This is a genomic window from Pseudomonas sp. GW821-FHT09C08, from assembly GCF_059418125.1.
Genome location: NZ_JBWKPG010000002.1, coordinates 610,125 through 637,124 on the forward strand (window position 1 = coordinate 610,125; position 27,000 = coordinate 637,124).

Consider the following 27,000-nt stretch of genomic DNA (forward strand, 5'->3'; position numbering starts at 1 on the left):
CGCATTCGCGAGCAAGCCCGCTCCCACAGTTGGTTTTGCAGGGTTGTTTAAGAGGCGATCAATTGGCGCAGCACGTAGTGCAGGATGCCCCCCGCCTTGAAGTACTCCACCTCATTCAGCGTATCGATCCGGCACAGCACCTCGACCTTCTCGCTGCTGCCATCTTCCCGGGTAATCACCAGGGTCAGGTTCATGCGCGGCTCAATCTCGGCGTCCGTCAGGCCGAGGATGTCGATCTTCTCCTTGCCGGTCAGCTTGAGTGACTTACGGTTCTGATCCAGCTTGAACTGCAGCGGCAGCACGCCCATGCCCACCAGGTTGGAGCGGTGGATGCGCTCGAAGCTCTCGGCGATCACCGCCTTGACGCCCAACAGGTTGGTGCCCTTGGCCGCCCAGTCGCGGCTGGAGCCAGTGCCGTATTCCTGGCCGGCGATCACCACCAGCGGGGTGCCCGCTGCCTGGTATTTCATCGAGGCGTCGTAGATCGGCATTTTCTCGCCGGTAGGGATGTACAGCGTATTGCCGCCTTCCTCGCCGCCGAGCATTTCATTGCGGATCCGGATGTTGGCGAACGTGCCGCGCATCATCACTTCATGGTTGCCCCGGCGTGAGCCGTAGGAGTTGAAGTCACGCGGTTCCACGCCCTGCTCGCGCAGGTAGCGGCCGGCAGGGCTGTCGGTCTTGATGTTGCCGGCGGGGGAGATGTGGTCGGTGGTCACCGAATCACCGAGCAGGGCCAGCACGTTGGCGCCCTTGACGTCCTTGATCACCGGCAGCGGGCCGGCAATGTCGTCGAAGAACGGTGGGTGCTGGATGTAGGTGGAATCCTTCTGCCACACATACGTTGCCGCCTGCGGCACCTCGATCGCTTGCCACTGTTCGTCGCCGGCGAACACTTCGGCGTATTCCTTGTGGAACATACTCGTGCTGACCTGCGCTACCGCGTCGGCGATTTCCTGGCTGCTGGGCCAGATGTCCTTGAGGTACACCGGCTTGCCGTCCTGATCGTTACCCAGTGGTTCGCTGCTGATATCAATGCGCACGGTGCCGGCCAGTGCGTACGCGACCACCAGCGGTGGCGAGGCCAACCAGTTGGTTTTCACCAGCGGATGCACGCGGCCCTCGAAGTTGCGGTTGCCCGACAGCACCGAGGCGACGGCCAGGTCGGCTTTCTGGATGGCTTTTTCGATCGGCTCGGGCAAGGGACCGGAGTTGCCGATACAGGTGGTGCAGCCGTAGCCGACCAGGTCGAAGCCCAGCTTGTCGAGGTAGTGGGTCAGGCCGGCTGCCTTGTAGTAGTCGGTGACCACTTTGGAGCCCGGCGCCAGCGAGGTTTTCACCCAGGGTTTGCGTGTCAGGCCCTTTTCCACGGCCTTTTTCGCCACCAGGCCGGCGGCCATCATCACGCTGGGGTTGGAGGTGTTGGTGCAGGAGGTAATCGCGGCGATCACCACCGCGCCGTTTTTCAGACGGTAGGTCTGGCCGTCGTATTCGTAGTCGGTTTCGCCGACGAGGTCGGCATTGCCCACGGCGACACCGCCGCCGCCTTCACTTTCCAGGCGGCCTTCTTCCTTGTTGGTCGGTTTGAATTGCAGGTCGAGGAAGTCGCTGAAGGCCTGGCCGACATTCGGCAGGGACACACGGTCCTGCGGGCGTTTCGGTCCGGCCAGGCTGGCTTCGACACTGCCCATGTCCAGCGCCAGGCTGTCGGTGAACACCGGTTCCTGGCCAGCGTTGCGCCACAGGCCCTGGGCCTTGGTGTAGGCCTCGACCAGCTTGACGGTTTCTGCCGGACGCCCGGACAGGCGCAGGTAGTCCAGCGTCACCTCGTCCACCGGGAAAAAGCCGCAGGTGGCGCCGTATTCCGGGGCCATGTTGGCGATGGTCGCGCGGTCAGCCAGCGGCAGGTCGGCCAGGCCGTCGCCGTAGAACTCGACGAACTTACCCACCACGCCTTTCTTGCGCAGCATCTGGGTGACGGTCAGCACCAGGTCGGTGGCAGTAATACCTTCTTTCAATTTACCGGTGAGCTTGAAGCCGATCACTTCCGGGATCAGCATCGACACAGGCTGGCCGAGCATCGCTGCTTCCGCCTCGATACCGCCCACGCCCCAGCCGAGCACGCCCAGGCCGTTGATCATGGTGGTGTGCGAGTCGGTGCCCACCAGGGTGTCGGGGAACGCATAGGTGCGGCCGTCCTCATCTTTGGTCCACACGGTGCGGCCGAGGTATTCGAGGTTGACCTGGTGACAGATACCGGTGCCAGGCGGCACCACGCTGAAGTTGTCGAAGGCGCTCTGGCCCCAGCGCAGGAAGGCGTAGCGTTCGCCGTTGCGCTGCATCTCGATGTCGACGTTCTGCTCGAATGCGCTGGTGGTGCCGAACTTGTCGACCATCACCGAGTGGTCGATGACCAGGTCCACGGGCGACAGCGGGTTGATGCGCTGCGGGTCGCCACCGGCCTTGGCCACGGCGGCGCGCATGGCGGCCAGGTCGACTACGGCGGGGACCCCGGTAAAGTCTTGCATCAATACTCGGGCGGGGCGGTACTGGATCTCGCGGTCGGACTTGCGCTCTTTGAGCCAGGCGGCGATGGCCTTCAGGTCGGCGCCGGTGACGGTCTTGTCGTCTTCCCAGCGCAGCAGGTTCTCCAGCAGCACTTTGAGGGACATCGGCAGCTTATCCAGGTCACCCAAGCTCTTGGCGGCTTCGGGCAGGCTGAAATAGTGGTAGGTTTTTGCGTCAATCTGCAGGGTCTTAAGGGTTCTCAGGCTATCAAGGGATGACATTACATGACTCCTTATGGTCCGCACGGCTACGGACCTGACGGGACGAACAGAGCTTTCAAACTAGCCCTGTTTTCAGTAGCTGGCTAATTACTGGACTCTATGGACAGAACCAAGGTTCCGAACTCGGCTATCATGCGCGCGTTTTCATGACAGGCCTTGCGCTACAGCAAGCGTGTTACCAGGAGAGTTGATGAACACCCTTTTTATGCACTGCCGCCCGGGTTTTGAAGGCGAAGTCTGTTCCGAGATCGCGGAACACGCCGCGCGCCTGAACGTTTCCGGCTACGCCAAGGCCAAGACCGGCAGCGCCTGCGCCGAATTTGTCTGCACCGAAGAAGACGGCGCCCAGCGCCTGATGCACGGCCAGCGCTTTGCCGAGCTGATCTTCCCAAGGCAGTGGGCGCGCGGGGTGTTCATCGACCTGCCGGAAACCGACCGCATCAGCGTGATCCTCACCCACCTGCGCGAGTTTCCGGTGTGCGGCAGCCTGTGGCTGGAGATGGTCGACACCAATGACGGCAAGGAACTCTCCAACTTCTGCAAGAAATTCGAAGTGCACCTGCGCAAAGCCCTGCTCAACGCCGGCAAGCTGGTGGACGACCCGAGCAAGCCGCGCCTGCTGCTGACCTTCAAGAGTGGCCGCGAAGTGTTCATGGGCCTGGCCGAGTCGAACAACTCGGCGATGTGGCCGATGGGCATCCCGCGCCTCAAGTTTCCGCGTGAAGCACCCAGCCGCTCGACCCTGAAGCTGGAAGAGGCTTGGCACCACTTCATCCCTCGCGACCAGTGGGATGAACGCCTGCACGGCGACATGACCGGCGTCGACCTCGGCGCAGCGCCGGGCGGCTGGACCTGGCAACTGGTCAATCGTGGCATGCTGGTGACCGCCATCGACAACGGCCCGATGGCCGAAAGCCTGATGGACACCGGCCTGGTGCAGCACTTGATGGCTGACGGCTTCACCTTCGTGCCCAAGCAGCCGGTGGACTGGATGGTCTGCGACATCGTCGAAAAGCCGGCGCGTAACGCAGCCCTGCTAGAAACCTGGATCGGTGAAGGACATTGTCGCGAGGCGGTGGTCAACCTGAAGTTGCCGATGAAGCAGCGCTATGCCGAAGTGAAGCGTTTGCTGGAGCGCATCGAAGACGGCTTCAAGGCGCGTGGCATCCGCGTGGAGATTGGCTGCAAGCAGCTGTACCACGACCGCGAGGAAGTGACGTGCCACCTGCGTCGGTTGGTCGATGTAAAGAAATCTAAAGGCCGCTGAGATCAAAGGCAGGCGCTGGCTTGCCGGCAAAAGCGGTATAACGGTCGAAATTTATGTTGAATGTGCCCCGTCATCGCGGGCAAGCCCGCTCCCAGAGTGGAGCAGGCTGGATTTAGGAGTAAATGATGAATCAGTCTGTTGATTTGCCTGTCGACGCGACCTTGGACGCCACCGGCCTCAACTGCCCGGAGCCGGTGATGATGCTGCACCAGCACATCCGCGACCTGCCGGCCGGCGGCTTGCTCAAGGTCATCGCGACCGACCCGTCGACGCGTCGCGATATCCCCAAGTTCTGCGTGTTCCTCGATCACGAACTGGTGGATCAGCAGGAGCAGGCCGGCACGTACCTCTACTGGATCCGCAAGAAGGCCGATTAACCCCGCGCCTTGTCCAGGCGAATGCGCCGGCGTGCACTGCGCGCCAGGCGCACCAGCAACATCCCCGCCGCACAGCTCAGGCCGACGATCAGCCCCTGCCACAAACCGCTCGGGCCGCTGGGCTCGTCGAGCCAGTTGGTCAGGCCCAGCGCATACCCCACCGGCAGCCCCACGCCCCAATAGGCAAACAGCGTCAGCACCATGGTCACGCGGGTGTCCTGGTAACCCCGCAGGGCGCCGGCGGCGGTGACCTGGATCGAATCCGAGAACTGGAACAGCGCCGAGAACACGATCAGCGTCGAAGCCAGGTGGATCACGATCGGGTCCGGGGTGTAGATCGTCGCGATCTGCTCGCGGAACACCAGCATCAGGCTGCAGGACAAGCAGGCATACGCCAGCGCCGTGCCCATCCCGACCCCGGCGGCGAAGCGCGCTTCACGCGGCTCGCCGCGCCCCAGGGCCTGGCCGACGCGCACGGTGACGGCCATGCTCAGGGAGTAGGGGATCATGAACACCAGGGAGCTGACGTTCAGGGCGATCTGGTGCCCGGACACCACCGTGGCACCGAGGCTGCCGATCAGCAGCGCGATCACCGCAAAGATGCTCGATTCGGCGAAGATCGCGATACCGATCGGCAAGCCGATCCCCAATACGCGCTTGATCACCGCCCACTGCGGCCAGTCAAAGCGCGTGAACAGCTCACTGCTCTGGTAGGCCGGGCCCCAGCGGGTCCAAACGGCCAGGCCGAGCATCATCACCCACATTGCAATCGCCGTGGCCCAGCCGCAGCCCACGCCGCCCATGGCGGGCACGCCGAGGTGGCCGTAGATGAAGATGTAGTTCAGTGGAATGTTCAGCGCCAGCCCGCACAGGCCCATGACCATGCTCGGTCGCGTGCGGCCCAGGCCATCGCTGAAACAGCGCAGCACGTAATACAGCGCAATGGCCGGCATGCCGGCGGCGATGCCGTGCAGGTAGCCCATGGAGGGCTTGATCAGGTCGGGCTCGACCTTCATCGCGTGCAGGATCGGTTCGGCGCAGAGCAGCAACAGGGCCGCGCTGATGCCGACCACCACCGCCAGCCACAGTGATTGGCGCACCAGCGGACCGATCTCGCTGAACTGCCCGGCACCGTAGCGCTGGGCAACTTTTGGCGTGGTCGCCAGGAGCGTACCGGTCATCAGCAGGTACACCGGGATCCAGATCGAGTTGCCCAGGCCCACTGCCGCCAGGTCCTGGGGGCTGACGCGCCCGGCCATCACCGCATCGACAAAACTCATCGCGGTGGTGGCCAGTTGGCCGATCATGATCGGCAGGGCCAGCGTCAGCAGGCCGCGCACTTCCCGGCTGATGCGGGCGGGGCGGGTAAGGGGAGCGGTGGCAGTGTTCACGTACAAATGTCCAGTCGAGCAGCGCAAGGACGGCGGATTCTACGCCTTGACGCAACGGTCAGGAAAAAACCTGTGTTAGCGATTTGTAAGCGACGGCTGTGATGCCTGTACACTGCTGATCCGCCAAAGGAGCCTGCCATGTTGATTGTTGCCGACGAAAATATCCCGCTGCTCGATGCATTCTTCGAAGGGTTTGGCGAGATTCGCCGCGTGCCCGGCCGTTCCATCGACCGCGCCACGGTCGAGCAGGCCGACGTGCTGCTGGTGCGCTCGGTGACCAACGTCAACCGTGCGCTGCTCGAAGGCAGCAACGTGCGCTTTGTCGGCACCTGCACCATCGGCACCGACCACCTGGACCTGGAGTATTTCCGGCAGGCGGGCATCCAGTGGTCCAGCGCGCCGGGCTGCAACGCGCGCGGCGTGGTCGATTACGTGCTGGGCAGCCTGCAGACGCTGGCCGAGATCGAAGGCGTCGACCTTAACCAGCGAACCTACGGTGTGGTCGGCGCCGGTGAAGTGGGCGGGCGGTTGGTCAAGGTACTCAAGGGCCTGGGCTGGAACGTGCAGGTGTGCGACCCGCCACGCCAGATTGCCGAAGACGGCGATTACGTCAGCCTGGAGCAGATTATCGAGCAGTGCGACGTGATCAGCCTGCACACGCCGCTGACCAAGTCCGGCAATGGCTCCACCTGGCACCTGTTCGACCGCCAGCGCCTCGAGCAGCTTAAACCGGGCACCTGGCTGATCAACGCGAGCCGCGGCCCGGTGGTCGACAATGCCGCCCTGCGCGAAGTCCTGCTGGCGCGCGAAGACCTGCAAGCGGTGCTGGATGTGTGGGAAGGCGAGCCGGAAGTGGACGTCGACCTGGCCGACCTGTGTGTGCTGGCCACCCCGCACATTGCCGGCTACAGCCTGGATGGCCGGCAGCGCGGCACGGCGCAGATCTACCAGGCGTTCTGTGCCTACCTGGGCCAGGAACCGGTGATTCAGTTGAACGACCTGCTGCCAGCGCCCTGGTTGGCCGAGGTGCATTTGAACGCGGCCACCAATCCGGCCTGGGCCCTGGCCACCTTGTGCCGCAGCGTGTACGACCCGCGCCGTGATGATGCGGATTTCCGCCGTAGCCTGGTGGGCACCGTGGAAGAACAGCGCAAGGCGTTCGACCTGTTGCGCAAGGGCTACCCGGCGCGGCGCGAGATTGACGCGCTGAAGGTGCGTATCAATGGGGAGTCTGCCGCGCTCTCGGCTATGGTCTCGGCCCTCGGCGCAAAATTGCTCTGACCTCGACTCGCGGGTCGCTCCTACAGGGTGGCGGGCATAAAAAAACCGGCCACCTGGGCCGGTTCTAAAAGAGCGTGGGCGCTTCAGCCTTGCTGGGCAGGCTTGACCAGTCGTTGTTCCAGCTCGCTGCAGGCTTGCTGGATCATCTCTTCGGTAATCTGCACTTCGCGGCCCGTGGCGTCGATGTACGAGCAAGGCAACTGTTGCGGTTGGCGGATCACTTCAATTTTGGCGTCGCTGCTGTTTTGCAAGGTCATGGCCTGTCTCCTCATCAGGTTGTGTACCTACTCTGAACCCCCCGCGTGACCAAGCTGTTACAACTCCTTGCACAGTCAGCGGTTCGAACACCCAGTCCACCAGAAACCACTGTGGATTTCCAGCCGGGCGTTAGACCGATAGCCTCTAGGGGCCAGCATCGGCGGGCATAATTAACCTGACTCATTGTTATTCGCGCAAGTTCCCCCCATGTAAGGACGCAGGTACCAACCCTTTCCGATCAGGTGATGCCCTCCATGTTCTCAGTCCGTCAACGCCGTGCAATTCGCCTGGCCAGCCGCTTCATCGCGCCGTACCGCTGGCAGGCCCTCGGTGCCCTGTTGGCGCTGATCGTTACCGCCGGCATCACCTTGTCGATGGGGCAGGGCATTCGCCTGCTGGTGGACCAGGGCTTCATGACCCAGTCGCCGCACCTGCTCAACCAATCCATCGGCCTGTTCATGGTGCTGGTAGTGGGCCTGGCGGTGGGCACCTTTGCGCGGTTTTACCTGGTGTCGTGGATCGGCGAGCGGGTAGTGGCTGACATTCGTCGCCAGGTGTTCAACCATTTGATCTACCTGCATCCCGGGTTCTACGAGAACAACCGCAGTTCGGAGATCCAGTCGCGCCTGACCACCGACACCACCTTGCTGCAATCGGTGATCGGCTCGTCGCTGTCGCTGTTCCTGCGCAATGCCTTGATGGTCATTGGCGGCATCGTGCTGCTGTTTGTCACCAACCCCAAGCTCACCAGCATCGTGGTGATCGCGCTGCCGCTGGTGCTGGCGCCGATCCTGATCTTTGGCCGCCGTGTGCGCAGCTTGTCGCGCCTGAGCCAGGACCGTATCGCCGATGTGGGCAGCTATGTGTCCGAGACTCTCGGCCAGATCAAGACGGTGCAAGCCTATAACCACCAGGTCCAGGATGAGCAGCGCTTTGCCGTCACGGTGGAGGAGGCGTTTGCCACCGCGCGCAAACGCATCACCCAGCGCGCCTGGTTGATCACGTTGGTGATCATGCTGGTGCTCGGGGCCGTGGGCGTGATGCTCTGGGTCGGCGGCATGGACGTGATCAGCGGGCGCATTTCCGGCGGCGAACTGGCGGCATTTGTGTTCTACAGCCTGATCGTCGGCAGCGCCGTCGGCACCCTCAGCGAAGTGCTCGGTGAACTGCAACGTGCGGCGGGTGCCGCCGAGCGGATTGGCGAGTTGTTGCAGTCAAGCAACGAAATCCAGGCGCCGGCCAGCGGCAGCGTGCAGTTGCCCGAACGCGTCAGTGGCCGGATGGAGCTGCAGGACCTGCGTTTTTCCTACCCGTCACGGCCGGACAGTTACGCGATCGATGGGCTGAGTCTGACTATCAACCCCGGTGAAACCCTGGCGTTGGTGGGGCCTTCCGGCGCGGGCAAGTCGACGATTTTCGACCTGTTGCTGCGTTTCTACGATCCCCAGCATGGCCGCATCCTGCTCGACGGCCATCCACTGACCGAACTCGACCCCCTGGACCTGCGCCGGCATTTCGCGCTGGTCTCGCAGAGCCCGGCGCTGTTTTTCGGCAGCGTCGAAGAAAACATCCGCTACGGCAACCCGACCGCCACGCGCGAGCAGGTTGAAGCTGCCGCGCGCATCGCCCACGCCCACGACTTCATCCTGCAAATGCCCGATGGCTACCAGACTCACCTGGGCGACGGCGGCATGGGCCTCTCCGGCGGCCAGCGCCAACGCTTGGCCATCGCCCGTGCGTTGCTGGTGGACGCCCCGATCCTGCTGCTCGACGAGGCCACCAGCGCCCTCGATGCGCAAAGTGAACACCTGATCCAGCAGGCCTTGCCGCAACTGATGCAGGGGCGCACCACGCTGGTGATCGCCCACCGCCTGGCGACGGTGAAACATGCGGACCGCATTGCCGTGATGGACCAGGGCAAGCTGGTGGCGGTGGGCACGAATCAGCAGCTGATTGCGAACAATCCGCTGTATGCGCGGTTGGCGGCGTTGCAGTTCAATGATGGGATAGAGGTTGCGAAAAACGAAGGCTAGCTGGGGGCAAGCGAGCAGGCTTGTATGTGGTGAGCGGGCTTGTTTGTGGTGAGCGGGCTTGCCCCGCGTTGGGCTGCGTAGCAGCCCTAAAACCTGCTGCCTAGGTTTTCCAGTTGGAGTGAGGGCAGCAGCAGGCTTGTTTGTGGTGAGCGGGCTTGTCCCGCGTTGGGCTGCGTAGCAGCCCTAAAACCTACTGGCTCGGTCTTCCAGTGGGAGTGAGGGTGGCTTGGATGGGAGCGCTTCGCGCTCCAACGCGGGGCAAGCCCGCTCGCCACAAAAAGCCCACTGAGTCCACAACAAGTACGCTGAATCCACAACAAGCCCACTCAATCCACAATAAGCCAGCTCACCACGAACAAGCCGGCTGGCCATAGTCCGGCTGATCGCGGGGCTTTCTTCAGTGTGAATCACTGATCATCGAAATACCGCTCATGCCAATCCACCAGCGGCTGTGGCGAGTTGAGCTTTTGCCCGTAGATCACCGAATAAGACAGCACGTTCTGCACGTACTGGCGGGTTTCGTCGAATGGAATGCTTTCCACCCACACGTCGAAGCTCAGGTGGTCGGCACCCCGCAGCCATTGGCGCACGCGGCCGGGGCCGGCGTTGTAGGCGGCGGAGGCGAGCACGCGGTTGCCGTTGAATTGGCTGTGTACCTGGCTCAGGTACGCGGCGCCGAGCTGGATGTTCTTGTCCGGGTCCAGTACCTGGGCCGGTGAGGCCAGCGGGATGCTGAACTTGCGCGCGGTGTCCTTGGCGGTGCCGGGCATCAGTTGCATCAGGCCGCTGGCGCCGACGCCGGAGCGCGCGTCATCCATGAATGCGCTTTCCTGGCGAGTAATGGCAAACACCCAGCTGGAATGCAGGCCGCGGACCTTGGCTTCGCGCACCAGGGTGTCGCGGTGGGCCATCGGGAAGCGGATGTCCAGGTCGTCCCAGTACTGCGCCTGGCTGATGGTGCGAATCGCCGGGAAGTACCACTTCATGTCATAGGCCAGCTTGGCCTGGGCGACCATTTCGTCGCGGTTGAAGTGACGGCTGACGTGGTACCACTCGCGGCGCCCGTCGACCACCTGGCCACGTGCGTAGAATTCCAGCGCACGGCGCACGCCTGGGGTGTTGCGCACTTTGTTGACCAGCGCCTGGCTCATCAGCAGTGGCTTGTTCTTCAACTGATACGGGGCCTTGGAGCGATCCGCGGCGAGGAAGCCATAGAAGTCGCGTTCCTGCGCGAGGTTCTTGTACAGCACCAGGGCTTGCGGGTTTTTCGGCTCGGCCAGTTCCAGGCTACGTGCCTGCCAGTAGCGCCAGCGGTTGGTGGTGGCCAGGTCTTGTGGGAGTTTACGGGTCAGCTGGTAGGCATCTTCCCAGCGGGCCAGGCGCAACAGCAGGCGCAGACGCCATTCCGACACAGTGTTGTCGCGCAGCTCCGGGTCGTACTTGGTCATCACTTCAAGGGCGCGTGGGTCGAAACGCTTGGCCAGGGTCAGGCCGATCTCACGGGCGATTGCCACTTTTTCGTCACGGGAGAAGTGCATGCTGCTGGCATAACCGTCGAGCAAGGCCATGGCCTTGTCGGGATCCTGGCGCGCCAGGCGGCGAAGACCCAGCCCGACCGCGTCAGACATGGCCTCGTTGGCCGGCAGGAAACGCGACGGATCGCTGAGCATGTCGGGCTTTTGCGCCACGTCCACCATCAGGCGGCCCTGGGCGCCGAGGGTCGGCAGGGTTTTCACCAGGCTGTTGGCCAGCGCGTAGTTGCGGGCCTCGGCGGCCAGCTTGGCGCGGTCCCAGATCTTCTGTTCGGTGAGCTGGCCATCGGCGGCCCATTGGCCGAAGGTGGCGTCGCAGGCGGCCGGTTGGGATTTGCCGGTCATCCAGAGTTTTTCGGTGGTCTTGTACCCTTCGGCCTTCAGGTTGTGGGTGAGCTGGTACTGGCCGTGGAGGCAGTCCAGCTCGACGAAATTGAGCTTGGGGTCGTAGTACTTTTCAAAGGTCTGCCAGTCGCCACGGTCGGCGAGCCAGCGCAACCAGCGCAGCTTCATCCAGTTGGCCTGGGGCAGGTCGCCGTTCTTGGCGAGGAATTGTTCGATTTCCTCGTTGCTGGCGCTTTTCAGGCGTGCGGTCAGTTCGTCGTAGGCAAGGTAGGGCGTCAGCGGATAATCGGCCAGCGCCTGGCTGTATTGCATGTACGGGCCGGTATCGCCCTTGGCCAGCGCACGTTTGGCTTCATCGTAATATTGACGTTGGGTGGTGAGGTCCACGGCCTGGGCAGATTGAACGGCGGTGGCGGAAAGAAGCAGACAAGACAAGAAATTGAAAAGGCGACTGCGCATGAGACGTCCGTGCAGAGAAATCACGACTAGCACCGGCACCGCCGACACTGATTGCCCCTAGCTTAGCCTTTTGCCCGACGCCTACGAAAGCTTTGCCGGCCGGTTCGTTCAAGTTCGCGGCAAATGTCCTGCTGAACGTGTCAGCTGGGAAAATGCTGGCCGCATCCCCTCCTCAAGTCAGGTAGAATGCGCGCCCAGTTTTTGGAGAAGCGTATGACCCTGCTCAAATTCAGCGATGTGTCCCTTGCTTTCGGCGCTATGCCGTTGTTGGACAAGGTGTCCTGGCAGATCGCCCGTGGTGAGCGGGTGTGCATCATCGGCCGCAATGGCACCGGCAAGTCCAGCATGATGAAGCTGGTCAAAGGCGACCAGAAGCCCGACGACGGCTCTGTCTGGCGCGCCCCGGGCCTCAAGATCGGCGAATTGCCGCAGGAATTGCCGGTGGCCGACGGACGGACAGTCTTCGACGTGGTTGCCGAAGGCCTGGACGGCGTGGGCGCGTTGCTCGCCGAGTACCATCACCTGGCGCAGAACTGCGTCACCGAGGCAGACCTGGACAAGCTGATGCATGTCCAGCAAGACCTCGAAGCCCGTGACGGCTGGCGCTTGCAGCAACTGGTCGACAGCACCCTGAGCCGCCTGCAACTGCCGGCCGACAAGACCCTTGCCGAGTTGTCCGGCGGCTGGCGTCGCCGCGTGCTGCTGGCCCAGGCCCTGGTCTCCGAGCCGGACTTGCTGCTGCTTGACGAGCCAACCAACCACTTGGACATCGGCGCGATTGCCTGGCTGGAAGAAGCCCTCAAGGATTTCCAGGGCGCCGTGTTGTTCATCACGCACGACCGCTCCTTCCTGCAGAACCTGGCGACCCGCATTCTTGAGCTGGACCGTGGTGGCCTGATCGACTGGAACGGCGACTACGCCAGCTTCCTGGTGCACAAGGAGGCCGCCCTGGCCGCCGAAGAAACCGCCAACGCCTTGTTCGACAAGAAGCTGGCCCAGGAAGAAGTCTGGATTCGCCAGGGCATCAAGGCCCGCCGCACCCGTAACGAAGGCCGCGTACGTGCCCTCAAGGCCCTGCGCGTTGAGCGCAGCGAGCGTCGCGAGCGCACCGGCAAGGCCAATATCCAGCTGGATACCGCCGATAAATCCGGCAAGCAGGTGATGGTGCTGGAGAACGTCAGCTTCCATCACCCGGACGGTCCGTTCCTGATCAAGGACTTCTCGATGGTCCTGCAGCGCGGCGACCGCATCGGCCTGTTGGGCGCCAACGGTACCGGCAAGACCACCTTGCTCAAGCTGATGCTCAGCGGCCTGCAACCGACCAGCGGCACCGTGGAAGAGGGCACGCGCATCGACGTGGCGTACTTCGACCAGTTGCGTCACCAGTTGGACCTGGAAAAAACCGTGATCGACAACGTCGCCGAAGGTCGCGACTTTATCGACATCGACGGCCAGAGCCGCCACGTGCTGAGCTACCTGGGCGACTTCCTGTTCAGTCCGCAACGTGCCCGCACACCGGTGAAAGCCTTGTCCGGTGGTGAGCGCGCACGCCTGCTGCTGGCCAAGCTGTTCAGCAAGCCAGCCAACCTGCTGGTACTCGATGAACCGACCAACGACCTCGACGTGGAAACCCTCGAGCTGTTGGAAGAAGTGCTGCTGACCTTCAACGGCACTGTGCTGATGGTCAGCCACGACCGGGCATTCCTCGACAACGTGGTCACCAGCACCTTGGTCTTCGAAGGCGAAGGCAAAGTGCGTGAATACGTCGGTGGTTATCAGGACTGGCTGCGCCAGGGCGGCTCGCCGCGCCTGCTGGGCGTGACCGAGAGCAAGTCCGGCAAGGCCGACTTGACCTCCGCTGTGGTCGCGCCAGTGGCCGCTGCGGCACCCGTGCAGGAAACCGCTGCGCCGGCGGCCAAGAAGAAACTCAGCTACAAGCTGCAGCGCGAGCTGGAAGCCTTGCCGGGTGACATCGATGCGAAGGAGCAGCAGATTGCCGCCGTAGAAGCGGAAATGGCTGACGCGGGCTTCTACCTGCGTCCGGCGGCGGAAACCGCCAAGGTCATCGCTTCCCTGGAAACGTTGAACCAGGAGCTGGAAGCGCTGGTTGAGCGTTGGGCCGAGCTGGATGCCTGAGTGATCTAGCTGCACTAAAAAAGCCCGGCGTTCATTCCTATGAGCGCCGGGTTTTTTATATGAAATGCGATCCAAATGTGGGAGCGGGCTTGCTCGCGAAAGCGGTGTGTCAGTTACCAGATGCATCAACTGACAAAAAGCTTTCGCGAGCAAGCCCGCTCCCACATTTGATCTTCGTTAGGATTACGAGGCTTTGACCAGCTTCACCGCCAGCACATCACACGGCGCGCCGTGCAGCACGTCGTTGGCGGTCGAACCGAGCAGCAACGCCAAGCCGTGGCGGCCATGGCTGCCGACCACGATCAGGTCGCAGCCCTGTTCCTTGGCGAGGTGGTGGATTTCCTGGCGCGGTTGGCCGTAAGTGAGGTGGGAGTTTTCCTTGGTCACTTCCGGGTATTTGAGGATCAAGCGGTCCAGGCGCTCCTTGGCCTGGTCAAACTGCTGTTGCTGCAGTTGGGAAAGGTCCATGGGCACGTCACCGCCAAAGGCCATGGCCATCGGCTCGACGATGTGCACCAGGGAGAGTTTGGCGTTGCTGGCGACCGCGAAGGCGCGGGCGCGCTTGATCACTGGATCGCACTCTTCGGTCAGGTCGACAGCGACCAGAATATGTTCGTAGGACATGGGGCGTTCCTCCAGGGGACTGCAATAGATTCAGTATGGCTGCTTTCAAGCGGATGGGGTTGCGTCAGGTCAAATCCGCTCATCTAGAAATTCGGGAGTACACATATGACGGTCTGGATAGTGGTGTCAATCCTTGTGGTGGTTCTGAGCCCCCTGGCATGGCTGCGGCCGTCGCGCCATCAGAGCGGGCGCATGGCCCTGCGCATGGAGGCGCGCCGCATCGGCCTGGCCATGCAATTGGCGCCCCAGGAGTGGCCGCACTGGCTCAAGCAGGAGCCGCCGAGCCCGTGTGCGCAGTACTGCCGGCCACGGCGCAGCAGTACGCCAACGATCTGGAGTTACTGGCAGTTGGAGCCGGGCGTGTGGGTCAACCAGTGGCGTGAGGTGTGCGTCGATGAAAAGTTGTTGCCGTATTTTGCGACGCTGCCGGCCAACGTCTACAAAGTCGAAGCCGACAAGCAAATGATCGCCTTGTACTGGGGCGAGAAGGGCGAGCCGAGTGTGTTGAAAGACATTGATGCGTTGCTCAAGGCGCTGGCCTGACACCTATCCTCCCGGCCCTGGGCTTCTACGGTCGTCGTATTCGGGAGAAAAAGCAGGCAATAAAAAGCCCGACATCATCATCGGGCTGGAGTTGGCCAGGCAGGCCGGTAAATCTGTGGTTCCCGCGACGGATGTTCATCCAGTCGCGTTACGGTTGTCGCAAGCCTAGCGGCATATCCCGTTCTGTACAGCCTTTTCCCACATCTTTTCTATTATTGATCTTGTGAATATTTGAATATTGACGAGTCACCGGCTTAAGGTCGGGGTTCTGAAATGACCGGAAAGTCGCGTTTTTCCTAGCCTTTCGAGCGATTGACAATTGCCCGGAATTGGATGAAGGTGGCGTACCCAAATCAAACGGGCGTATGAATTGAGCGTTTGTCTGTCAGACCGCTCATACAGAATCCCGACTATCGCATTGGCGGGTGTGCCTGGCGGATTGGCATGAGCATTGACGCAACAGTCAGTGTCCAACCAGAGGCCAGCGTCCAGTGTGTACTGTTCAGCTTCCATATCGTGGAGATCAGTTGATGATTTACGAAGGTAAAGCCATCACGGTTAAGGCTCTTGAAAGTGGCATCGTCGAATTGAAATTCGACCTCAAGGGTGAGTCCGTCAACAAGTTCAACCGTCTAACCCTGAATGAATTGCGTCAGGCCGTAGACACCATCAAAGCAGATGCTTCGGTCAAGGGCGTGATCGTCTCCAGCGGCAAGGACGTGTTTATCGTCGGCGCTGACATCACCGAATTCGTCGACAACTTCAAGCTGCCCGATGCCGAGCTGGTGGCTGGCAACCTCGAAGCCAACAAGATTTTCAGCGATTTCGAAGACCTCAACGTGCCGACCGTGGCTGCCATCAACGGCATCGCGCTGGGCGGCGGCCTGGAAATGTGCCTCGCGGCAGACTTCCGTGTCATGTCGGCTACCGCCAAGATCGGCCTGCCTGAAGTCAAGCTGGGCATCTACCCGGGCTTTGGCGGCACCGTGCGCCTGCCGCGCCTGATCGGTGCCGACAACGCGATCGAGTGGATCGCCGCCGGTAAGGAAAACAAAGCCGAAGACGCGCTGAAAGTCGGTGCTGTCGACGCTGTAGTCGCCCCCGACAAACTGGCCGAAGCCGCGCTGAACCTGATCAAGGGCGCCATCAGTGGCGAATTTGACTACAAGGCCAAGCGTCAGCCGAAGCTGGAAAAACTCAAGCTCAACGCCATCGAGCAAATGATGTCGTTCGAAACCGCCAAGGGTTTCGTGGCTGGCCAGGCCGGCCCGAACTACCCGGCGCCGGTTGAAGCGATCAAGACCATCCAGAAGGCCGCGAACTTCGGTCGCGACAAAGCCCTGGAAGTGGAAGCGGCAGGTTTCGTCAAACTGGCGAAGACCTCGGCAGCCCAGAGCCTGATCGGCCTGTTCCTGAACGATCAGGAGCTGAAGAAAAAGGCCAAGGCGTACGATGAAATCGCCAAGGACGTGAAACAGGCTGCCGTACTCGGCGCCGGTATCATGGGTGGCGGTATCGCTTATCAGTCGGCGTCCAAAGGCACGCCGATCCTGATGAAGGACATCAACGAGCACGGTATCGAGCAAGGCCTGGCAGAAGCCGCCAAGCTGCTGGTCGGCCGCGTGGACAAAGGCCGCATGACCGCCGCGAAAATGGCTGAAGTGCTTAACGGCATTCGTCCTACGCTGTCCTACGGCGATTTCGGCCACGTCGACCTGGTGGTCGAAGCCGTTGTCGAGAACCCGAAGGTCAAGCAAGCCGTACTGGCAGAAGTGGAAGCCCAGGTCAAAGACGACACCATCCTGGCGTCTAACACCTCGACCATTTCCATCTCGCTGCTGGCCAAGGCCCTCAAGCGTCCGGAAAACTTCGTCGGCATGCACTTCTTCAACCCGGTGCACATGATGCCGCTGGTGGAAGTGATCCGTGGCGAGAAGTCCAGTGAGCTGGCAATCGCCACCACCGTGGCTTACGCCAAGAAAATGGGCAAGAACCCGATCGTCGTCAACGACTGCCCGGGCTTCCTGGTCAACCGTGTACTGTTCCCGTACTTCGGCGGTTTCGCCAAGTTGGTGAGTGCCGGTGTGGACTTCGTGCGCATCGACAAGGTCATGGAAAAATTCGGCTGGCCGATGGGCCCGGCGTACCTGATGGACGTGGTCGGCATCGACACCGGCCACCACGGTCGCGACGTAATGGCCGAGGGCTTCCCGGACCGCATGAAAGACGACCGTCGTTCGGCGATCGACGCGCTCTACGAAGCCAAGCGCCTGGGCCAGAAGAACGGCAAGGGCTTCTACGCCTACGAGGCTGACAAGAAGGGCAAGCAGAAGAAAGTGGCCGACCCGTCGGTGCACGAAGTACTCGCGCCGGTCATCTACGAACAGCGTGAGGTGTCCGATGAGGACATCATCAACTGGATGATGATCGCCCTGTGCCTGGAGACCGTGCGTTGCCTGGAAGACGGCATCGTCGAGACCGCCGCCGAAGCCGATATGGGCCTGGTGTACGGTATTGGTTTCCCTCCATTCCGTGGCGGTGCGCTGCGTTACATCGACTCGATCGGTGTGGCCGAGTTCGTTGCCCTGGCTGACAAATACGCTGATTTGGGCCCGCTGTACCACCCGACCGCGAAGCTGCGTGAAATGGCCAAGAACGGCCAGAGCTTCTTCGGTTAAGCGTCCCATACACTTGAGCGAGAATATTTATGAGCTTGAATCCAAGAGACGTCGTGATTGTCGACTTCGGTCGTACTCCGATGGGCCGCTCCAAGGGCGGCATGCACCGCAACACCCGCGCCGAAGACATGTCGGCGCACCTGATCAGCAAACTGCTGGAGCGTAACGTCAAGGTCGACCCGAACGAAGTCGAGGACGTGATCTGGGGCTGCGTCAACCAGACCCTGGAGCAGGGCTGGAACATCGCGCGCATGGCGTCGTTGATGACCCAGATCCCGCACACGGCCGCTGGCCAGACCGTCAGCCGCCTGTGCGGCTCGTCGATGAGCGCGCTGCACACCGCCGCCCAGGCGATCATGACCGGCAACGGTGATGTGTTCGTGGTCGGTGGCGTGGAGCACATGGGCCACGTCAGCATGATGCACGGCGTCGATCCTAACCCGCACATGTCGCTGTACGCGGCAAAAGCCTCGGGCATGATGGGCCTGACCGCGGAAATGCTCGGCAAGATGCACGGCATTACCCGTGAAGCCCAGGACGCCTTCGGCCTGCGTTCCCACCAGCTCGCCCACAAGGCGACCGTGGAAGGCAAGTTCAAGGATGAGATCATCCCGATGAACGGCTATGACGAGAACGGTTTCCTGAAACTGTTCGACTACGACGAAACCATTCGTCCGGATACCACCCTGGAAAGCCTGGCGGCCCTCAAGCCGGCCTTCAATCCAAAGGGTGGCACCGTGACAGCCGGTACTTCGTCGCAGATCACGGACGGTGCTTCGTGCATGATCGTGATGTCGGCGCAGCGGGCCCAGGACCTGGGTATCCAGCCGATGGCGGTGATTCGTTCGATGGCAGTCGCAGGTGTGGACCCGGCAATCATGGGCTATGGTCCAGTACCGGCCACACAAAAAGCCTTGAAGCGCGCAGGCCTGACCATCTCCGATATCGACTTCTTCGAGCTCAACGAAGCTTTCGCCGCACAGGCCCTGCCAGTGCTGAAAGATCTGAAAGTACTCGACAAGATGAACGAGAAGGTTAACCTGCACGGCGGTGCGATTGCCCTGGGCCACCCATTTGGTTGCTCCGGTGCGCGTATTTCCGGCACTCTGCTTAACGTGATGAAGCAAAATGGCGGCAACCTTGGGGTTGCTACCATGTGCATTGGCCTCGGCCAAGGCATCTCCACCGTCTTCGAACGCCTCTAAGCGTTGGGATGACGGAAGCCGGGGCCCAGTGCCCCGGTTTTTGTTTTTTGGAATTTTTAATATTTTTTTTCAACAAATTTTGTAAGAGGGCCAGAGCATGAAAGTCGAACCAGGGCTCTACCAACATTACAAGGGGCCGCAGTACCGCGTATTCAACGTGGCACGGCACTCCGAGACCGAAGAGGAAGTGGTGTTTTACCAAGCACTGTATGGCGATTGCGGCTTTTGGGTACGTCCTTTGAGCATGTTCCTGGAGACCGTCGAAGTTGACGGCGAGCAGGTCCCGCGCTTTGCTTTGGTCCAGGCCGAACCCAGTCTTTTTTCAGGGCAATAACGGCAGGCCGCGCAGAATGCTGCGCTTGACCTCACCTTGTTGCCACTATATATAGCGTTGCCGCGACAGGCGCCAACTGCCTTTCACTTCTCGAATTCAGGAATTTTCCGATCCATGGGCAAATCGCTGGTCATTGTGGAATCCCCGGCTAAGGCCAAGACCATCAACAAGTACTTGGGCAACGAGTACGTGGTGAAGTCGAGTATCGGCCATATCCGAGACCTGCCCACCAGCGGTTCGGCTAGCGCCAGCAAGGAGCCAGCCGCCAAGCGCGGCAAGGCAGCTGCGGGCGAAGGTCCGGTGCTCAGCCCTAAAGAGAAAGCGCGCAAGCAGCTGGTCTCGCGCATGGGTGTGGACCCGGAACATGGCTGGAAGGCCAAGTACGAAATCCTTCCAGGCAAGGAAAAGGTCATCGAAGAGCTGCGCCGGCTCGCCAAGGATGCTGACACCATCTATCTCGCGACGGACTTGGACCGCGAAGGGGAAGCCATTGCCTGGCACCTGCGGGAAGCCATCGGCGGTGACGACAGCCGCTACAAGCGCGTGGTGTTCAACGAAATCACCAAGAAAGCCATCCAGGAAGCCTTCTCCAAGCCGGGCGAGCTGGATATCGACCGCGTCAACGCCCAGCAGGCCCGGCGTTTCCTCGACCGCGTCGTCGGTTACATGGTTTCGCCGCTGCTGTGGGCCAAGATTGCCCGTGGCCTGTCCGCCGGCCGTGTGCAATCGGTCGCGGTAAAGCTGGTGGTGGAGCGTGAGCGCGAGATCCGTGCGTTCAACCCCGAAGAATACTGGGAAGTCCACGCCGACCTGGGGACTGCCAAGGGCGCCAATGTGCGCTTTGAAGTGGCCCGTGAGAAAGGCGAGGCCTTCAAGCCGCTGAACGAAGCCCAGGCCATGGCCGCGCTGGAGAAGCTCAAGGCCTCCAGCTACAGCATCGTCAAGCGCGAAGACAAACCGACCAGCAGCAAGCCGTCGGCGCCGTTCATCACCTCCACCCTGCAACAGGCGGCGAGTAACCGCCTGGGCTTCGGCGTGAAGAAAACCATGATGATGGCCCAGCGTCTGTACGAAGCCGGCTACATCACCTATATGCGTACCGACTCCACCAACCTGTCGGTTGACGCGGTGGCGATGGCGCGTACGTATATTGAAAGCGAATTCGGCAAGAAGTACCTGCCGGAGAAGCCGAACGTCTACAGCAGCAAAGAGGGCGCCCAGGAGGCTCACGAAGCGATTCGTCCTTCCGACGCGAACACCGAGCCGAGCAAGCTGAGCGGCATGGAACGCGATGCAGAGCGTCTCTACGAGCTGATCTGGCGCCAGTTCCTGGCTTGCCAGATGCTGCCGGCGCAATACCTGTCCACCACCGTCAGCGTGGGTGCTGGTGACTTCGAGCTGCGTGCCAAGGGCCGTATCCTCAAGTTTGATGGTTACACCCGCGTCATGCCGCAGATCGCCAAGCCGGGCGACGACGATGTGTTGCCGGACATGGCCCAGGGCGACACGTTGAAGCTGATCAAGCTCGACCCGTCCCAGCACTTCACCAAGCCGCCGGCGCGTTATTCGGAAGCCAGCCTGGTAAAAGAGATGGAGAAACGCGGTATCGGTCGTCCGTCGACCTACGCCGCGATCATTTCCACCATCCAGGACCGTGGCTACGTCGCGCTGCACAACCGTCGTTTCTATTCGGAAAAGATGGGCGATATCGTCACCGAGCGCTTGTCCGAGAGCTTCTCCAACCTGATGGACTACGGCTTCACCGCCGGCATGGAAGAGAACCTCGATGACGTGGCCCAGGGCGAGCGCGACTGGAAGAACGTGCTCGACGAGTTCTACGGTGACTTCAAGAAAAAACTCGAAGTGGCCGAAAGCCCCGAGAACGGCATGCGTGCCAACCAGCCGGTGATGACCGACATCCCGTGCCTGACGTGCGGCCGCCCGATGCAGATTCGTACCGCGTCTACCGGCGTATTCCTCGGTTGCTCGGGCTACAGCCTGCCGCCGAAAGAGCGCTGCAAGGCTACCGTCAATCTTGTGCCGGGTGATGAAATCGCCGCCGACGACGAGGGTGAATCCGAGTCGCTGGTACTGCGTGGCAAGCACCGCTGCCCGATCTGCAGCACGGCGATGGATGCCTACCTGCTCGACGAGAAGCACAAGTTGCACATCTGCGGTAACAACCCGGATTGCGACGGCTACGAGATCGAGGAAGGCAGCTACCGCATTAAGGGCTACGAAGGCCCAAGCCTGGAGTGCGACAAGTGCGGCAGCGAGATGCAGCTCAAGACTGGCCGCTTCGGCAAGTTCTTTGGTTGCACCAACCCGACGTGCAAGAACACCCGCAAACTGCTGAAAAGCGGTGACGCGGCGCCGCCGAAAATGGACCCGGTGAAGATGCCTGAACTCAAGTGCGAGAAGGTCAACGACACCTATATCCTGCGTGACGGCGCTTCGGGGCTGTTCCTGGCCGCCAGCCAGTTCCCGAAGAACCGCGAGACCCGAGCGCCGCTGGTGCTGGAGATCGTGCCGCACAAGGATGAGATCGATCCTAAGTACCACTTCCTGTGTGAAGCGCCGAAGAAGGATCCCGACGGTCGTCCGGCCGTGATCCGCTACAGCCGCAAGACCAAGGAGCAGTACGTGCAGTCCGAAGTGGACGGCAAGCCTACCGGCTGGAAAGCGTTCTACGACGGCGGTAAGTGGAAGGTCGAGGACAAGCGCCAGGGCGCTTGATCGACGTGGTCGAGTAATACGAAAGTCGCCTGAAACAGGCTGAAAGCAAATGCCCCGACTTGTCGGGGCATTTGCTTTTGTGGTTATGCAAAAGGACTTTCCATTCAAGACACGCAGGTTAGCTGTCAGAGAAATGAGTGACAGGTGACGGAACGTTCCCGATAAAGCTGACCACCTATTAGCCGGGTATTAGCCCGTCAATTATCTATAGGGCGCCATGTGAATGGGGTTGGAGACGCTGGTGATGCCTGCAATTAAGGGCGCTGATGAGAAAGAAGGTGTGCACCATCGTAGATAGTGTCTAAAGAGGGGGAGTGCCCGCCCTCTACTCCATGCTTGCAGTGTGGGCGGTTGATCCGTGACACTGTTAAGCCAGCATCACGCTTTTTCGTTGTGGAGACTGCCGTTATGGCCAACGAACTCTATACCCGTACCAACCAGAAAATTTACTTCGCGGGCTTATCCCTGGAAGCCCTCGGCCGCGCCGAGGAAGGGAAGGAGATGAATGCCATCGCGCTGGTCCAGGCGGGGCGTGAGGCGGCGTTGTTCCACCTGTACGGCGCGTTGCTGGGGCTGTGCCATGAAATCGCCGGGTTCTATCGCTTGCCCCAGGCGGGTTCGCCGCGCGCGGAAATGATCATGAACCGCGAAGTGCTGGAGACCATGGCTATTCCTGAGCTGGCCGAGCTGGTGGAAATGGCCCAGAGCCCTGATAGCTGGGTGGCGCGCCTGCTCAAGGCGCATGCGGATATGTTCCAGCCACCGCGAATTCCCCACGTGCCCAAGGGCGACGTGACTCAGCCGTTGATCGTAGCGGTTGCGCTGGAAGAGGAAGAGCCCAAGCCCCTGAGCCGGGAAGAGCTGGAAGGCTGGCGCCAGGAGCTGAAAAAGATGGCCCTGCGCTTTCGTGAAGGCCTCAACGAGTGCTGAGGCGGCGTCACTGATTTACACCAGGACGGGCTTGCTCGCGAAGGCGGAGTGCCAGGCGTTTATAGGGCACTGATGCACCGCCTTCGCGAGCAAGCCCGCTGCCGCATTTTAACCAAGGCATACCGGCACCATTCATCAAGCCGCAAAGAAACCTGGCCAGATCCTCAGCGATTCCGGGTGGATGACTGATATAATCCCGGCCTTTCGTGGAGAACAGACTTTTATGCCAACGTCCTTTCTGGAAATTGTTGAGTTGCCTGACGGCCGAATCGAGCTGCGCCGGGCTGAGGACGAGGGTTCTCTGGTTATTCTGGATTTTTCCGAGGACGCCAAGGTGTTCCTCCAAGGCCAGCACGTGGAAGTGGCTAAAGCCATGTTGAGCGTGGGCGTGCAGATGGCTGGTCGCCTGGCGGAAGGCGAGCCGGAGAAAGAAGACGGGCCCCGAGTGCTTCACTGAGTTCTGTTGTTAGCAGGCTTGTTGTGGCGGAGGCGGGTGTCTTGAGGGGCGCCAGATCTCTTGAGGTGAGTCAGGTTTGCTTTGGCTAGTAGGCTTGTTGAGGTGAATCGGCTTGCTGGTTAATCGGCGTGTTGTGGTGAGCTGGCTTGTGTGGCGAGCGGGCTTGCCCCGCGTTGGGCTGCGAAGCAGCCCTAAATGGATTCAACGCGATATATCAGGTATTCCACGGTGCTTGGTTTGGGGCCGCTTCGCAGCCCAACGCGGGGCAAGCCCGCTCGCCACATATAAGCCCGCCCACCACATATAAGCCCGGTTGTCACATAAGCCCGCTTGTCATAACAAGCCCGCCATTCATAGAGGTCGGCTCTTAAGATAAGCCCGCTCCTCACCAAGCTGGGTCTTCGTGTTATCCCAATCGAATATTCAAACTCTGCGCGTCGCCTGTGCGCGCTGCGCTGATCAGCTGTTGCTTGGCGGTGGCATTCAGTGGGTTCAGCCAGCTCACCACAGTGTGGCTGCGGCCCAGGCGCAAGGCTTCACAAGTCAGTTGCTGGGCGCTTTGCGTGCCGCGTGGCTGCAATAACAGGATGCGCTCGCGGTTGAGGCCCGCGTCCCGCAGCCAGGCCTGGGTCAGGCTGGCGGGCGGGGCGATCAGGGTCAGCCAGCGCGCGTCCTGTTCTTCGCTCAATTCGCGAAGGATCGGCGCCAGCAGGCTCAGGCAGCTCCCAGCTGCACCGCGCAACGACAATTCACTGAACGCCTCGGGTTCGGCACTCCAGGGCGCCTCGACCGCTTCCTTGAGGATCGGTGCAAGGGGTTGGGCCATGAAGGCCTCGAACAGCGACAGTTGTGTGTGTTGGGGGGTGTGCACGAGCTGCATGATGCCTCCTTTAGCGGCGAATGACGCCGACACTCAAGCCTTCGATCACCAGGTCCTGATCTTTCAGGTTCACTTCAATCGGGGCGAACTCAGGGTTCTCGGCCAGGAGCCAGACCTTGCTGCCTTCGCGCTTGAAGCGTTTGACGGTGACTTCATCGCCGATACGGGCGACGACGATCTGGCCATTACGGGCTTCGCGGGTGGTGTGGACGGCGAGCAGGTCACCATCGAAAATACCCACGTCCTTCATGCTCATGCCGTGCACCCGCAGCAGGTAATCGGCGCGAGGGTGGAAGAAGGTGGGGTTGATGTTGCAGGATTCCTCGACGTGCTGTTGCGCCAGGATCGGCGCACCGGCAGCGACGCGACCGATGATCGGCAGGGTCGATTCGTCGGCCTTGGCTTCGAAGCCTGGGATGCGAATGCCGCGCGAAGCACCCGGGGTCATCTCGATCGCGCCTTTGCGAGCGAGGGCCTTGAGGTGTTCCTCGGCGGCGTTAGGGGACTTGAACCCCAGTTCCAGCGCAATTTCCGCTCGTGTCGGCGGGTAGCCGTTGTCATCGAGGCAGCGCTTGATAAAAGCCAGAATCTCAGCTTGGCGTGGCGTCAGTTTTAGCATGTTGATCGCTCTGTCTTTTTATACAGTGACTGGGATTATATACAGTGAACTGCGCTTGGCAATCATCCTTTTCGGGCACTCCGCTGGACGGTCATTCGTCATCCGTCCTACAGGGCAGAGATAGCGCTGCCTACAGACCGGTAGGGATGTGATTAAATAGCGACGAAATAGATGACTGCCCGGCCGGAAAGCGAACCCGCAGGCTTGACAAGACACACCCTGAAACGTATGTTTCAAACAAGTGTTTGTCAGGCGGAGTAGCCATGGCCCAGTCGGAAACCGTTGAACGCATTCTCGATGCTGCCGAGCAATTGTTCGCGGAAAAAGGATTTGCTGAAACTTCATTGCGGCTGATCACCAGCAAGGCCGGGGTCAACCTCGCCGCCGTGAACTACCATTTCGGCTCGAAAAAGGCCCTGATCCAGGCCGTGTTCTCGCGCTTCCTGGGGCCGTTCTGTGCCAGCCTCGACCGTGAGCTCGAGCGCCGTCAGGCCAAGGCCGATCACAAGCCAACCCTGGAAGACCTGCTGGAAATCCTCGTCGAGCAGGCGTTGGTGGTCCAGCCGCGCAGCGGCAACGACCTGTCGATCTTCATGCGCCTGCTGGGGCTGGCATTCAGCCAGAGCCAGGGCCACTTGCGGCGTTATCTGGAAGACATGTACGGCAAGGTGTTTCGTCGCTATATGTTGCTGGTCAACGAGGCCGCCCCGCGTATCCCGCCGATCGAACTGTTCTGGCGCGTGCACTTCATGCTCGGTGCGGCGGCGTTCAGCATGTCCGGGATCAAGGCCCTGCGTGCGATTGCCGAGACCGATTTCGGCGTCAACACTTCCATCGAGCAGGTCATGCGCCTGATGGTGCCTTTCCTGGCCGCCGGCATGCGCGCCGAAACCGGTGTGACCGACCCGACGATGGCCGCCGCGCAATTGCGCCCACGCAGCAAATCCGCGCCGACCGTCGCCAAGGTTTGACCGCTTCGGGTGTGCGTGGCCGCTTGCATCCGCTAAGCTAGCCGCCATGCCGAATTCAGCTATTTACTCGCAACCCGTTGAGCTCACCGCGCCAGTCGCGCCGTGTGAGGTCAACGGGTTGTGTGCGTTATTTAAGGAAGGATTATGAGTGTTGCGCTGCAAGGTTCTTTGATGGTCGACGTGGCCGGTACCTGGCTCACGGCCGAGGATCGCCAGTTGTTGCGCCAGCCCGAAGTGGGCGGCCTGATCATTTTTGCGCGCAATATCGAGCATCCACGCCAGGTGCGGGAGCTGAGCGCGGCGATTCGTGCCGTGCGCCCGGATCTGCTGTTGGCGGTCGACCAGGAGGGTGGTCGGGTACAACGCCTGCGCCAGGGCTTTGTGCGCCTGCCGGCCATGCGAGCGTTGGCGGATAACCCCAACGCCGAGTACCTGGCCGAGCAATGCGGCTGGATCATGGCCACCGAGGTGCTGGCGGTCGGCCTCGACCTGAGCTTCGCCCCCGTACTGGACCTGGACTACCAGCGCAGCGCCGTGGTCGGCACCCGTGCGTTCGAAGGCGACCCCGAACGTGCTGCGGTACTTGCCGGGGCCTTTATCCGGGGCATGAACAGTGCCGGCATGGCCGCCACCGGTAAGCATTTTCCGGGTCATGGTTGGGCTGAGGCGGATTCCCACGTCGCGATTCCCAATGATGAACGCAGCCTGGAACAGATTCGTGCGAATGACCTGGTGCCTTTCGCACGCCTGAGCCAGCAATTGGCGGCGGTGATGCCCGCGCATGTCATCTACCCACAGGTTGACCCGCAGCCGGCCGGTTTCTCGCGTCGTTGGCTGCAGGACATTCTGCGCGGCGAGCTGCAGTTCGATGGGGTGATTTTCAGCGATGACTTGTCGATGGCCGGGGCGCATGTGGTCGGTGATGCAGCCAGTCGCATCGAAGCGGCGCTGACCGCCGGTTGCGACATGGGCCTGGTGTGCAATGACCGCGCGGCGGCGGAACTGGCGCTGAGTGCGGCGCAGCGCATGAAGGTGACGCCGTCGGCACGGATTGCGCGGATGCGTGGGCAGGCGTTTGCTTCGACGGACTACAAGCAGGATCCACGTTGGTTGGCGGCGCTGACTGCGCTGCGGGATGCTCAGTTGATTGATTGA

21 protein-coding genes are annotated in these 27,000 nt (G+C 61.4%); 14 read left to right on the plus strand and 7 right to left on the minus strand.

Annotation, left to right across the window (positions count from 1 at the left end):
• Positions 1-47: 47 nt before the first annotated feature.
• Positions 48-2,789 (minus strand): aconitate hydratase AcnA, encoded by a 2,742-nt coding sequence (gene acnA, locus AC07OJ_RS09480; RefSeq protein WP_120447893.1) that lies wholly within the window; start codon positions 2,787-2,789, stop codon positions 48-50.
• Between the two features lie 190 nt (positions 2,790-2,979).
• Between acnA and rlmM the strand changes: the two genes are divergently transcribed.
• Both rlmM and tusA read left to right on the plus strand, forming a co-directional pair.
• Positions 2,980-4,056, plus strand: coding sequence for a 23S rRNA (cytidine(2498)-2'-O)-methyltransferase RlmM (gene rlmM / locus AC07OJ_RS09485; protein ID WP_065902033.1), 1,077 nt, complete (start codon positions 2,980-2,982; stop codon positions 4,054-4,056).
• Positions 4,057-4,181: 125 nt separating this feature from the next.
• On the plus strand, positions 4,182-4,433 hold the full coding sequence (gene tusA / locus AC07OJ_RS09490; RefSeq protein WP_065902032.1) for a sulfurtransferase TusA: 252 nt from the start codon (positions 4,182-4,184) through the stop codon (positions 4,431-4,433).
• Here tusA and AC07OJ_RS09495 read toward each other — a convergent pair.
• Positions 4,430-5,824 (minus strand): MATE family efflux transporter, encoded by a 1,395-nt coding sequence (locus AC07OJ_RS09495; RefSeq protein WP_495094439.1) that lies wholly within the window; start codon positions 5,822-5,824, stop codon positions 4,430-4,432. The genes tusA and AC07OJ_RS09495 overlap by 4 nt on opposite strands.
• A 138-nt stretch (positions 5,825-5,962) precedes the next feature.
• Between AC07OJ_RS09495 and pdxB the strand changes: the two genes are divergently transcribed.
• Positions 5,963-7,105: a 4-phosphoerythronate dehydrogenase PdxB gene (gene pdxB, locus AC07OJ_RS09500; protein ID WP_495094440.1), complete on the plus strand. Its 1,143-nt coding sequence runs from the start codon at positions 5,963-5,965 to the stop codon at positions 7,103-7,105.
• An 83-nt stretch (positions 7,106-7,188) separates the two neighbouring features.
• Here pdxB and AC07OJ_RS09505 read toward each other — a convergent pair whose 3' ends face one another.
• Positions 7,189-7,362 carry a PA1571 family protein gene (locus tag AC07OJ_RS09505; RefSeq protein ID WP_162946068.1) on the minus strand — a complete coding sequence of 58 codons (174 nt, stop codon included), beginning with the start codon at positions 7,360-7,362 and terminating at the stop codon, positions 7,189-7,191.
• Between the two features lie 246 nt (positions 7,363-7,608).
• On the opposite strand from AC07OJ_RS09505, the gene AC07OJ_RS09510 reads away from it, so the two are divergent.
• Entirely contained in the window at positions 7,609-9,396 is a 1,788-nt protein-coding gene (locus AC07OJ_RS09510; RefSeq protein WP_495094441.1) for an ABC transporter transmembrane domain-containing protein, read from the plus strand.
• Between the two features lie 407 nt (positions 9,397-9,803).
• Here the strand turns inward: AC07OJ_RS09510 and AC07OJ_RS09515 are convergent, their stop codons facing one another.
• On the minus strand, positions 9,804-11,732 hold the full coding sequence (locus tag AC07OJ_RS09515; RefSeq protein WP_106804818.1) for a transglycosylase SLT domain-containing protein: 1,929 nt from the start codon (positions 11,730-11,732) through the stop codon (positions 9,804-9,806).
• Positions 11,733-11,945: 213 nt separating this feature from the next.
• Here AC07OJ_RS09515 and AC07OJ_RS09520 point away from each other — a divergent pair, with 213 nt between their 5' ends.
• Positions 11,946-13,868: an ATP-binding cassette domain-containing protein gene (locus AC07OJ_RS09520; protein WP_065902020.1), complete on the plus strand. Its 1,923-nt coding sequence runs from the start codon at positions 11,946-11,948 to the stop codon at positions 13,866-13,868.
• A gap of 183 nt (positions 13,869-14,051) precedes the next feature.
• On the opposite strand, the gene AC07OJ_RS09525 is transcribed toward AC07OJ_RS09520, so the two are convergent.
• Positions 14,052-14,492, minus strand: coding sequence for a universal stress protein (locus AC07OJ_RS09525; protein WP_065902018.1), 441 nt, complete (start codon positions 14,490-14,492; stop codon positions 14,052-14,054).
• 105 nt (positions 14,493-14,597) lie between these two features.
• Here AC07OJ_RS09525 and AC07OJ_RS09530 point away from each other — a divergent pair, with 105 nt between their 5' ends.
• The 7 genes from AC07OJ_RS09530 (at position 14,598) to AC07OJ_RS09560 (ending at position 23,375) form a co-directional block, all read left to right on the plus strand.
• On the plus strand, positions 14,598-15,035 hold the full coding sequence (locus AC07OJ_RS09530; RefSeq protein WP_065902016.1) for a hypothetical protein: 438 nt from the start codon (positions 14,598-14,600) through the stop codon (positions 15,033-15,035).
• Positions 15,036-15,565: 530 nt separating this feature from the next.
• Complete coding sequence (fadB, locus tag AC07OJ_RS09535; RefSeq protein WP_065902014.1) at positions 15,566-17,713, plus strand: fatty acid oxidation complex subunit alpha FadB; 2,148 nt, start codon at positions 15,566-15,568, stop codon at positions 17,711-17,713.
• 29 nt (positions 17,714-17,742) lie between these two features.
• The gene (gene fadA, locus AC07OJ_RS09540; protein ID WP_065902012.1) at positions 17,743-18,918 is read left to right on the plus strand and encodes an acetyl-CoA C-acyltransferase FadA; all 1,176 of its coding nucleotides are present in this window, start codon (positions 17,743-17,745) and stop codon (positions 18,916-18,918) included.
• A gap of 97 nt (positions 18,919-19,015) precedes the next feature.
• Complete coding sequence (locus AC07OJ_RS09545; protein WP_495094442.1) at positions 19,016-19,252, plus strand: DUF1653 domain-containing protein; 237 nt, start codon at positions 19,016-19,018, stop codon at positions 19,250-19,252.
• Positions 19,253-19,366: 114 nt separating this feature from the next.
• Positions 19,367-21,988, plus strand: a complete 2,622-nt coding sequence (topA, locus tag AC07OJ_RS09550) for a type I DNA topoisomerase (protein ID WP_065902010.1) — start codon at positions 19,367-19,369, stop codon at positions 21,986-21,988.
• A 408-nt stretch (positions 21,989-22,396) separates the two neighbouring features.
• Positions 22,397-22,918 (plus strand): DUF6586 family protein, encoded by a 522-nt coding sequence (locus tag AC07OJ_RS09555; RefSeq protein ID WP_065902008.1) that lies wholly within the window; start codon positions 22,397-22,399, stop codon positions 22,916-22,918.
• A 223-nt stretch (positions 22,919-23,141) separates the two neighbouring features.
• Positions 23,142-23,375 (plus strand): hypothetical protein, encoded by a 234-nt coding sequence (locus tag AC07OJ_RS09560; RefSeq protein ID WP_010212068.1) that lies wholly within the window; start codon positions 23,142-23,144, stop codon positions 23,373-23,375.
• A gap of 406 nt (positions 23,376-23,781) precedes the next feature.
• Here AC07OJ_RS09560 and sulA read toward each other — a convergent pair whose 3' ends face one another.
• Both sulA and lexA read right to left on the minus strand, forming a co-directional pair.
• On the minus strand, positions 23,782-24,255 hold the full coding sequence (sulA, locus tag AC07OJ_RS09565) for an SOS-induced cell division inhibitor SulA (protein ID WP_065902006.1): 474 nt from the start codon (positions 24,253-24,255) through the stop codon (positions 23,782-23,784).
• A gap of 10 nt (positions 24,256-24,265) precedes the next feature.
• On the minus strand, positions 24,266-24,874 hold the full coding sequence (gene lexA / locus AC07OJ_RS09570) for a transcriptional repressor LexA (RefSeq protein WP_003172575.1): 609 nt from the start codon (positions 24,872-24,874) through the stop codon (positions 24,266-24,268).
• 263 nt (positions 24,875-25,137) lie between these two features.
• Here lexA and AC07OJ_RS09575 point away from each other — a divergent pair, with 263 nt between their 5' ends.
• Both AC07OJ_RS09575 and nagZ read left to right on the plus strand, forming a co-directional pair.
• Complete coding sequence (locus AC07OJ_RS09575; RefSeq protein ID WP_065902004.1) at positions 25,138-25,845, plus strand: TetR/AcrR family transcriptional regulator; 708 nt, start codon at positions 25,138-25,140, stop codon at positions 25,843-25,845.
• 156 nt (positions 25,846-26,001) lie between these two features.
• Positions 26,002-27,000, plus strand: coding sequence for a beta-N-acetylhexosaminidase (gene nagZ / locus AC07OJ_RS09580; protein ID WP_177410376.1), 999 nt, complete (start codon positions 26,002-26,004; stop codon positions 26,998-27,000).

Coding starts and splice junctions, on each gene's coding strand:
- acnA (WP_120447893.1), bottom strand. CDS start 2,789: ATGTCATCCCTTGATAGCCTGAGAACCCTTAAGACCCTGCAGATTGAC.
- rlmM (WP_065902033.1), top strand. CDS start 2,980: ATGAACACCCTTTTTATGCACTGCCGCCCGGGTTTTGAAGGCGAAGTC.
- tusA (WP_065902032.1), top strand. CDS start 4,182: ATGAATCAGTCTGTTGATTTGCCTGTCGACGCGACCTTGGACGCCACC.
- pdxB (WP_495094440.1), top strand. CDS start 5,963: ATGTTGATTGTTGCCGACGAAAATATCCCGCTGCTCGATGCATTCTTC.
- AC07OJ_RS09505 (WP_162946068.1), bottom strand. CDS start 7,362: ATGACCTTGCAAAACAGCAGCGACGCCAAAATTGAAGTGATCCGCCAA.
- AC07OJ_RS09510 (WP_495094441.1), top strand. CDS start 7,609: ATGCCCTCCATGTTCTCAGTCCGTCAACGCCGTGCAATTCGCCTGGCC.
- AC07OJ_RS09515 (WP_106804818.1), bottom strand. CDS start 11,732: ATGCGCAGTCGCCTTTTCAATTTCTTGTCTTGTCTGCTTCTTTCCGCC.
- AC07OJ_RS09520 (WP_065902020.1), top strand. CDS start 11,946: ATGACCCTGCTCAAATTCAGCGATGTGTCCCTTGCTTTCGGCGCTATG.
- AC07OJ_RS09525 (WP_065902018.1), bottom strand. CDS start 14,492: ATGTCCTACGAACATATTCTGGTCGCTGTCGACCTGACCGAAGAGTGC.
- AC07OJ_RS09530 (WP_065902016.1), top strand. CDS start 14,598: ATGACGGTCTGGATAGTGGTGTCAATCCTTGTGGTGGTTCTGAGCCCC.
- fadB (WP_065902014.1), top strand. CDS start 15,566: ATGATTTACGAAGGTAAAGCCATCACGGTTAAGGCTCTTGAAAGTGGC.
- fadA (WP_065902012.1), top strand. CDS start 17,743: ATGAGCTTGAATCCAAGAGACGTCGTGATTGTCGACTTCGGTCGTACT.
- AC07OJ_RS09545 (WP_495094442.1), top strand. CDS start 19,016: ATGAAAGTCGAACCAGGGCTCTACCAACATTACAAGGGGCCGCAGTAC.
- topA (WP_065902010.1), top strand. CDS start 19,367: ATGGGCAAATCGCTGGTCATTGTGGAATCCCCGGCTAAGGCCAAGACC.
- AC07OJ_RS09555 (WP_065902008.1), top strand. CDS start 22,397: ATGGCCAACGAACTCTATACCCGTACCAACCAGAAAATTTACTTCGCG.
- AC07OJ_RS09560 (WP_010212068.1), top strand. CDS start 23,142: ATGCCAACGTCCTTTCTGGAAATTGTTGAGTTGCCTGACGGCCGAATC.
- sulA (WP_065902006.1), bottom strand. CDS start 24,255: ATGCAGCTCGTGCACACCCCCCAACACACACAACTGTCGCTGTTCGAG.
- lexA (WP_003172575.1), bottom strand. CDS start 24,874: ATGCTAAAACTGACGCCACGCCAAGCTGAGATTCTGGCTTTTATCAAG.
- AC07OJ_RS09575 (WP_065902004.1), top strand. CDS start 25,138: ATGGCCCAGTCGGAAACCGTTGAACGCATTCTCGATGCTGCCGAGCAA.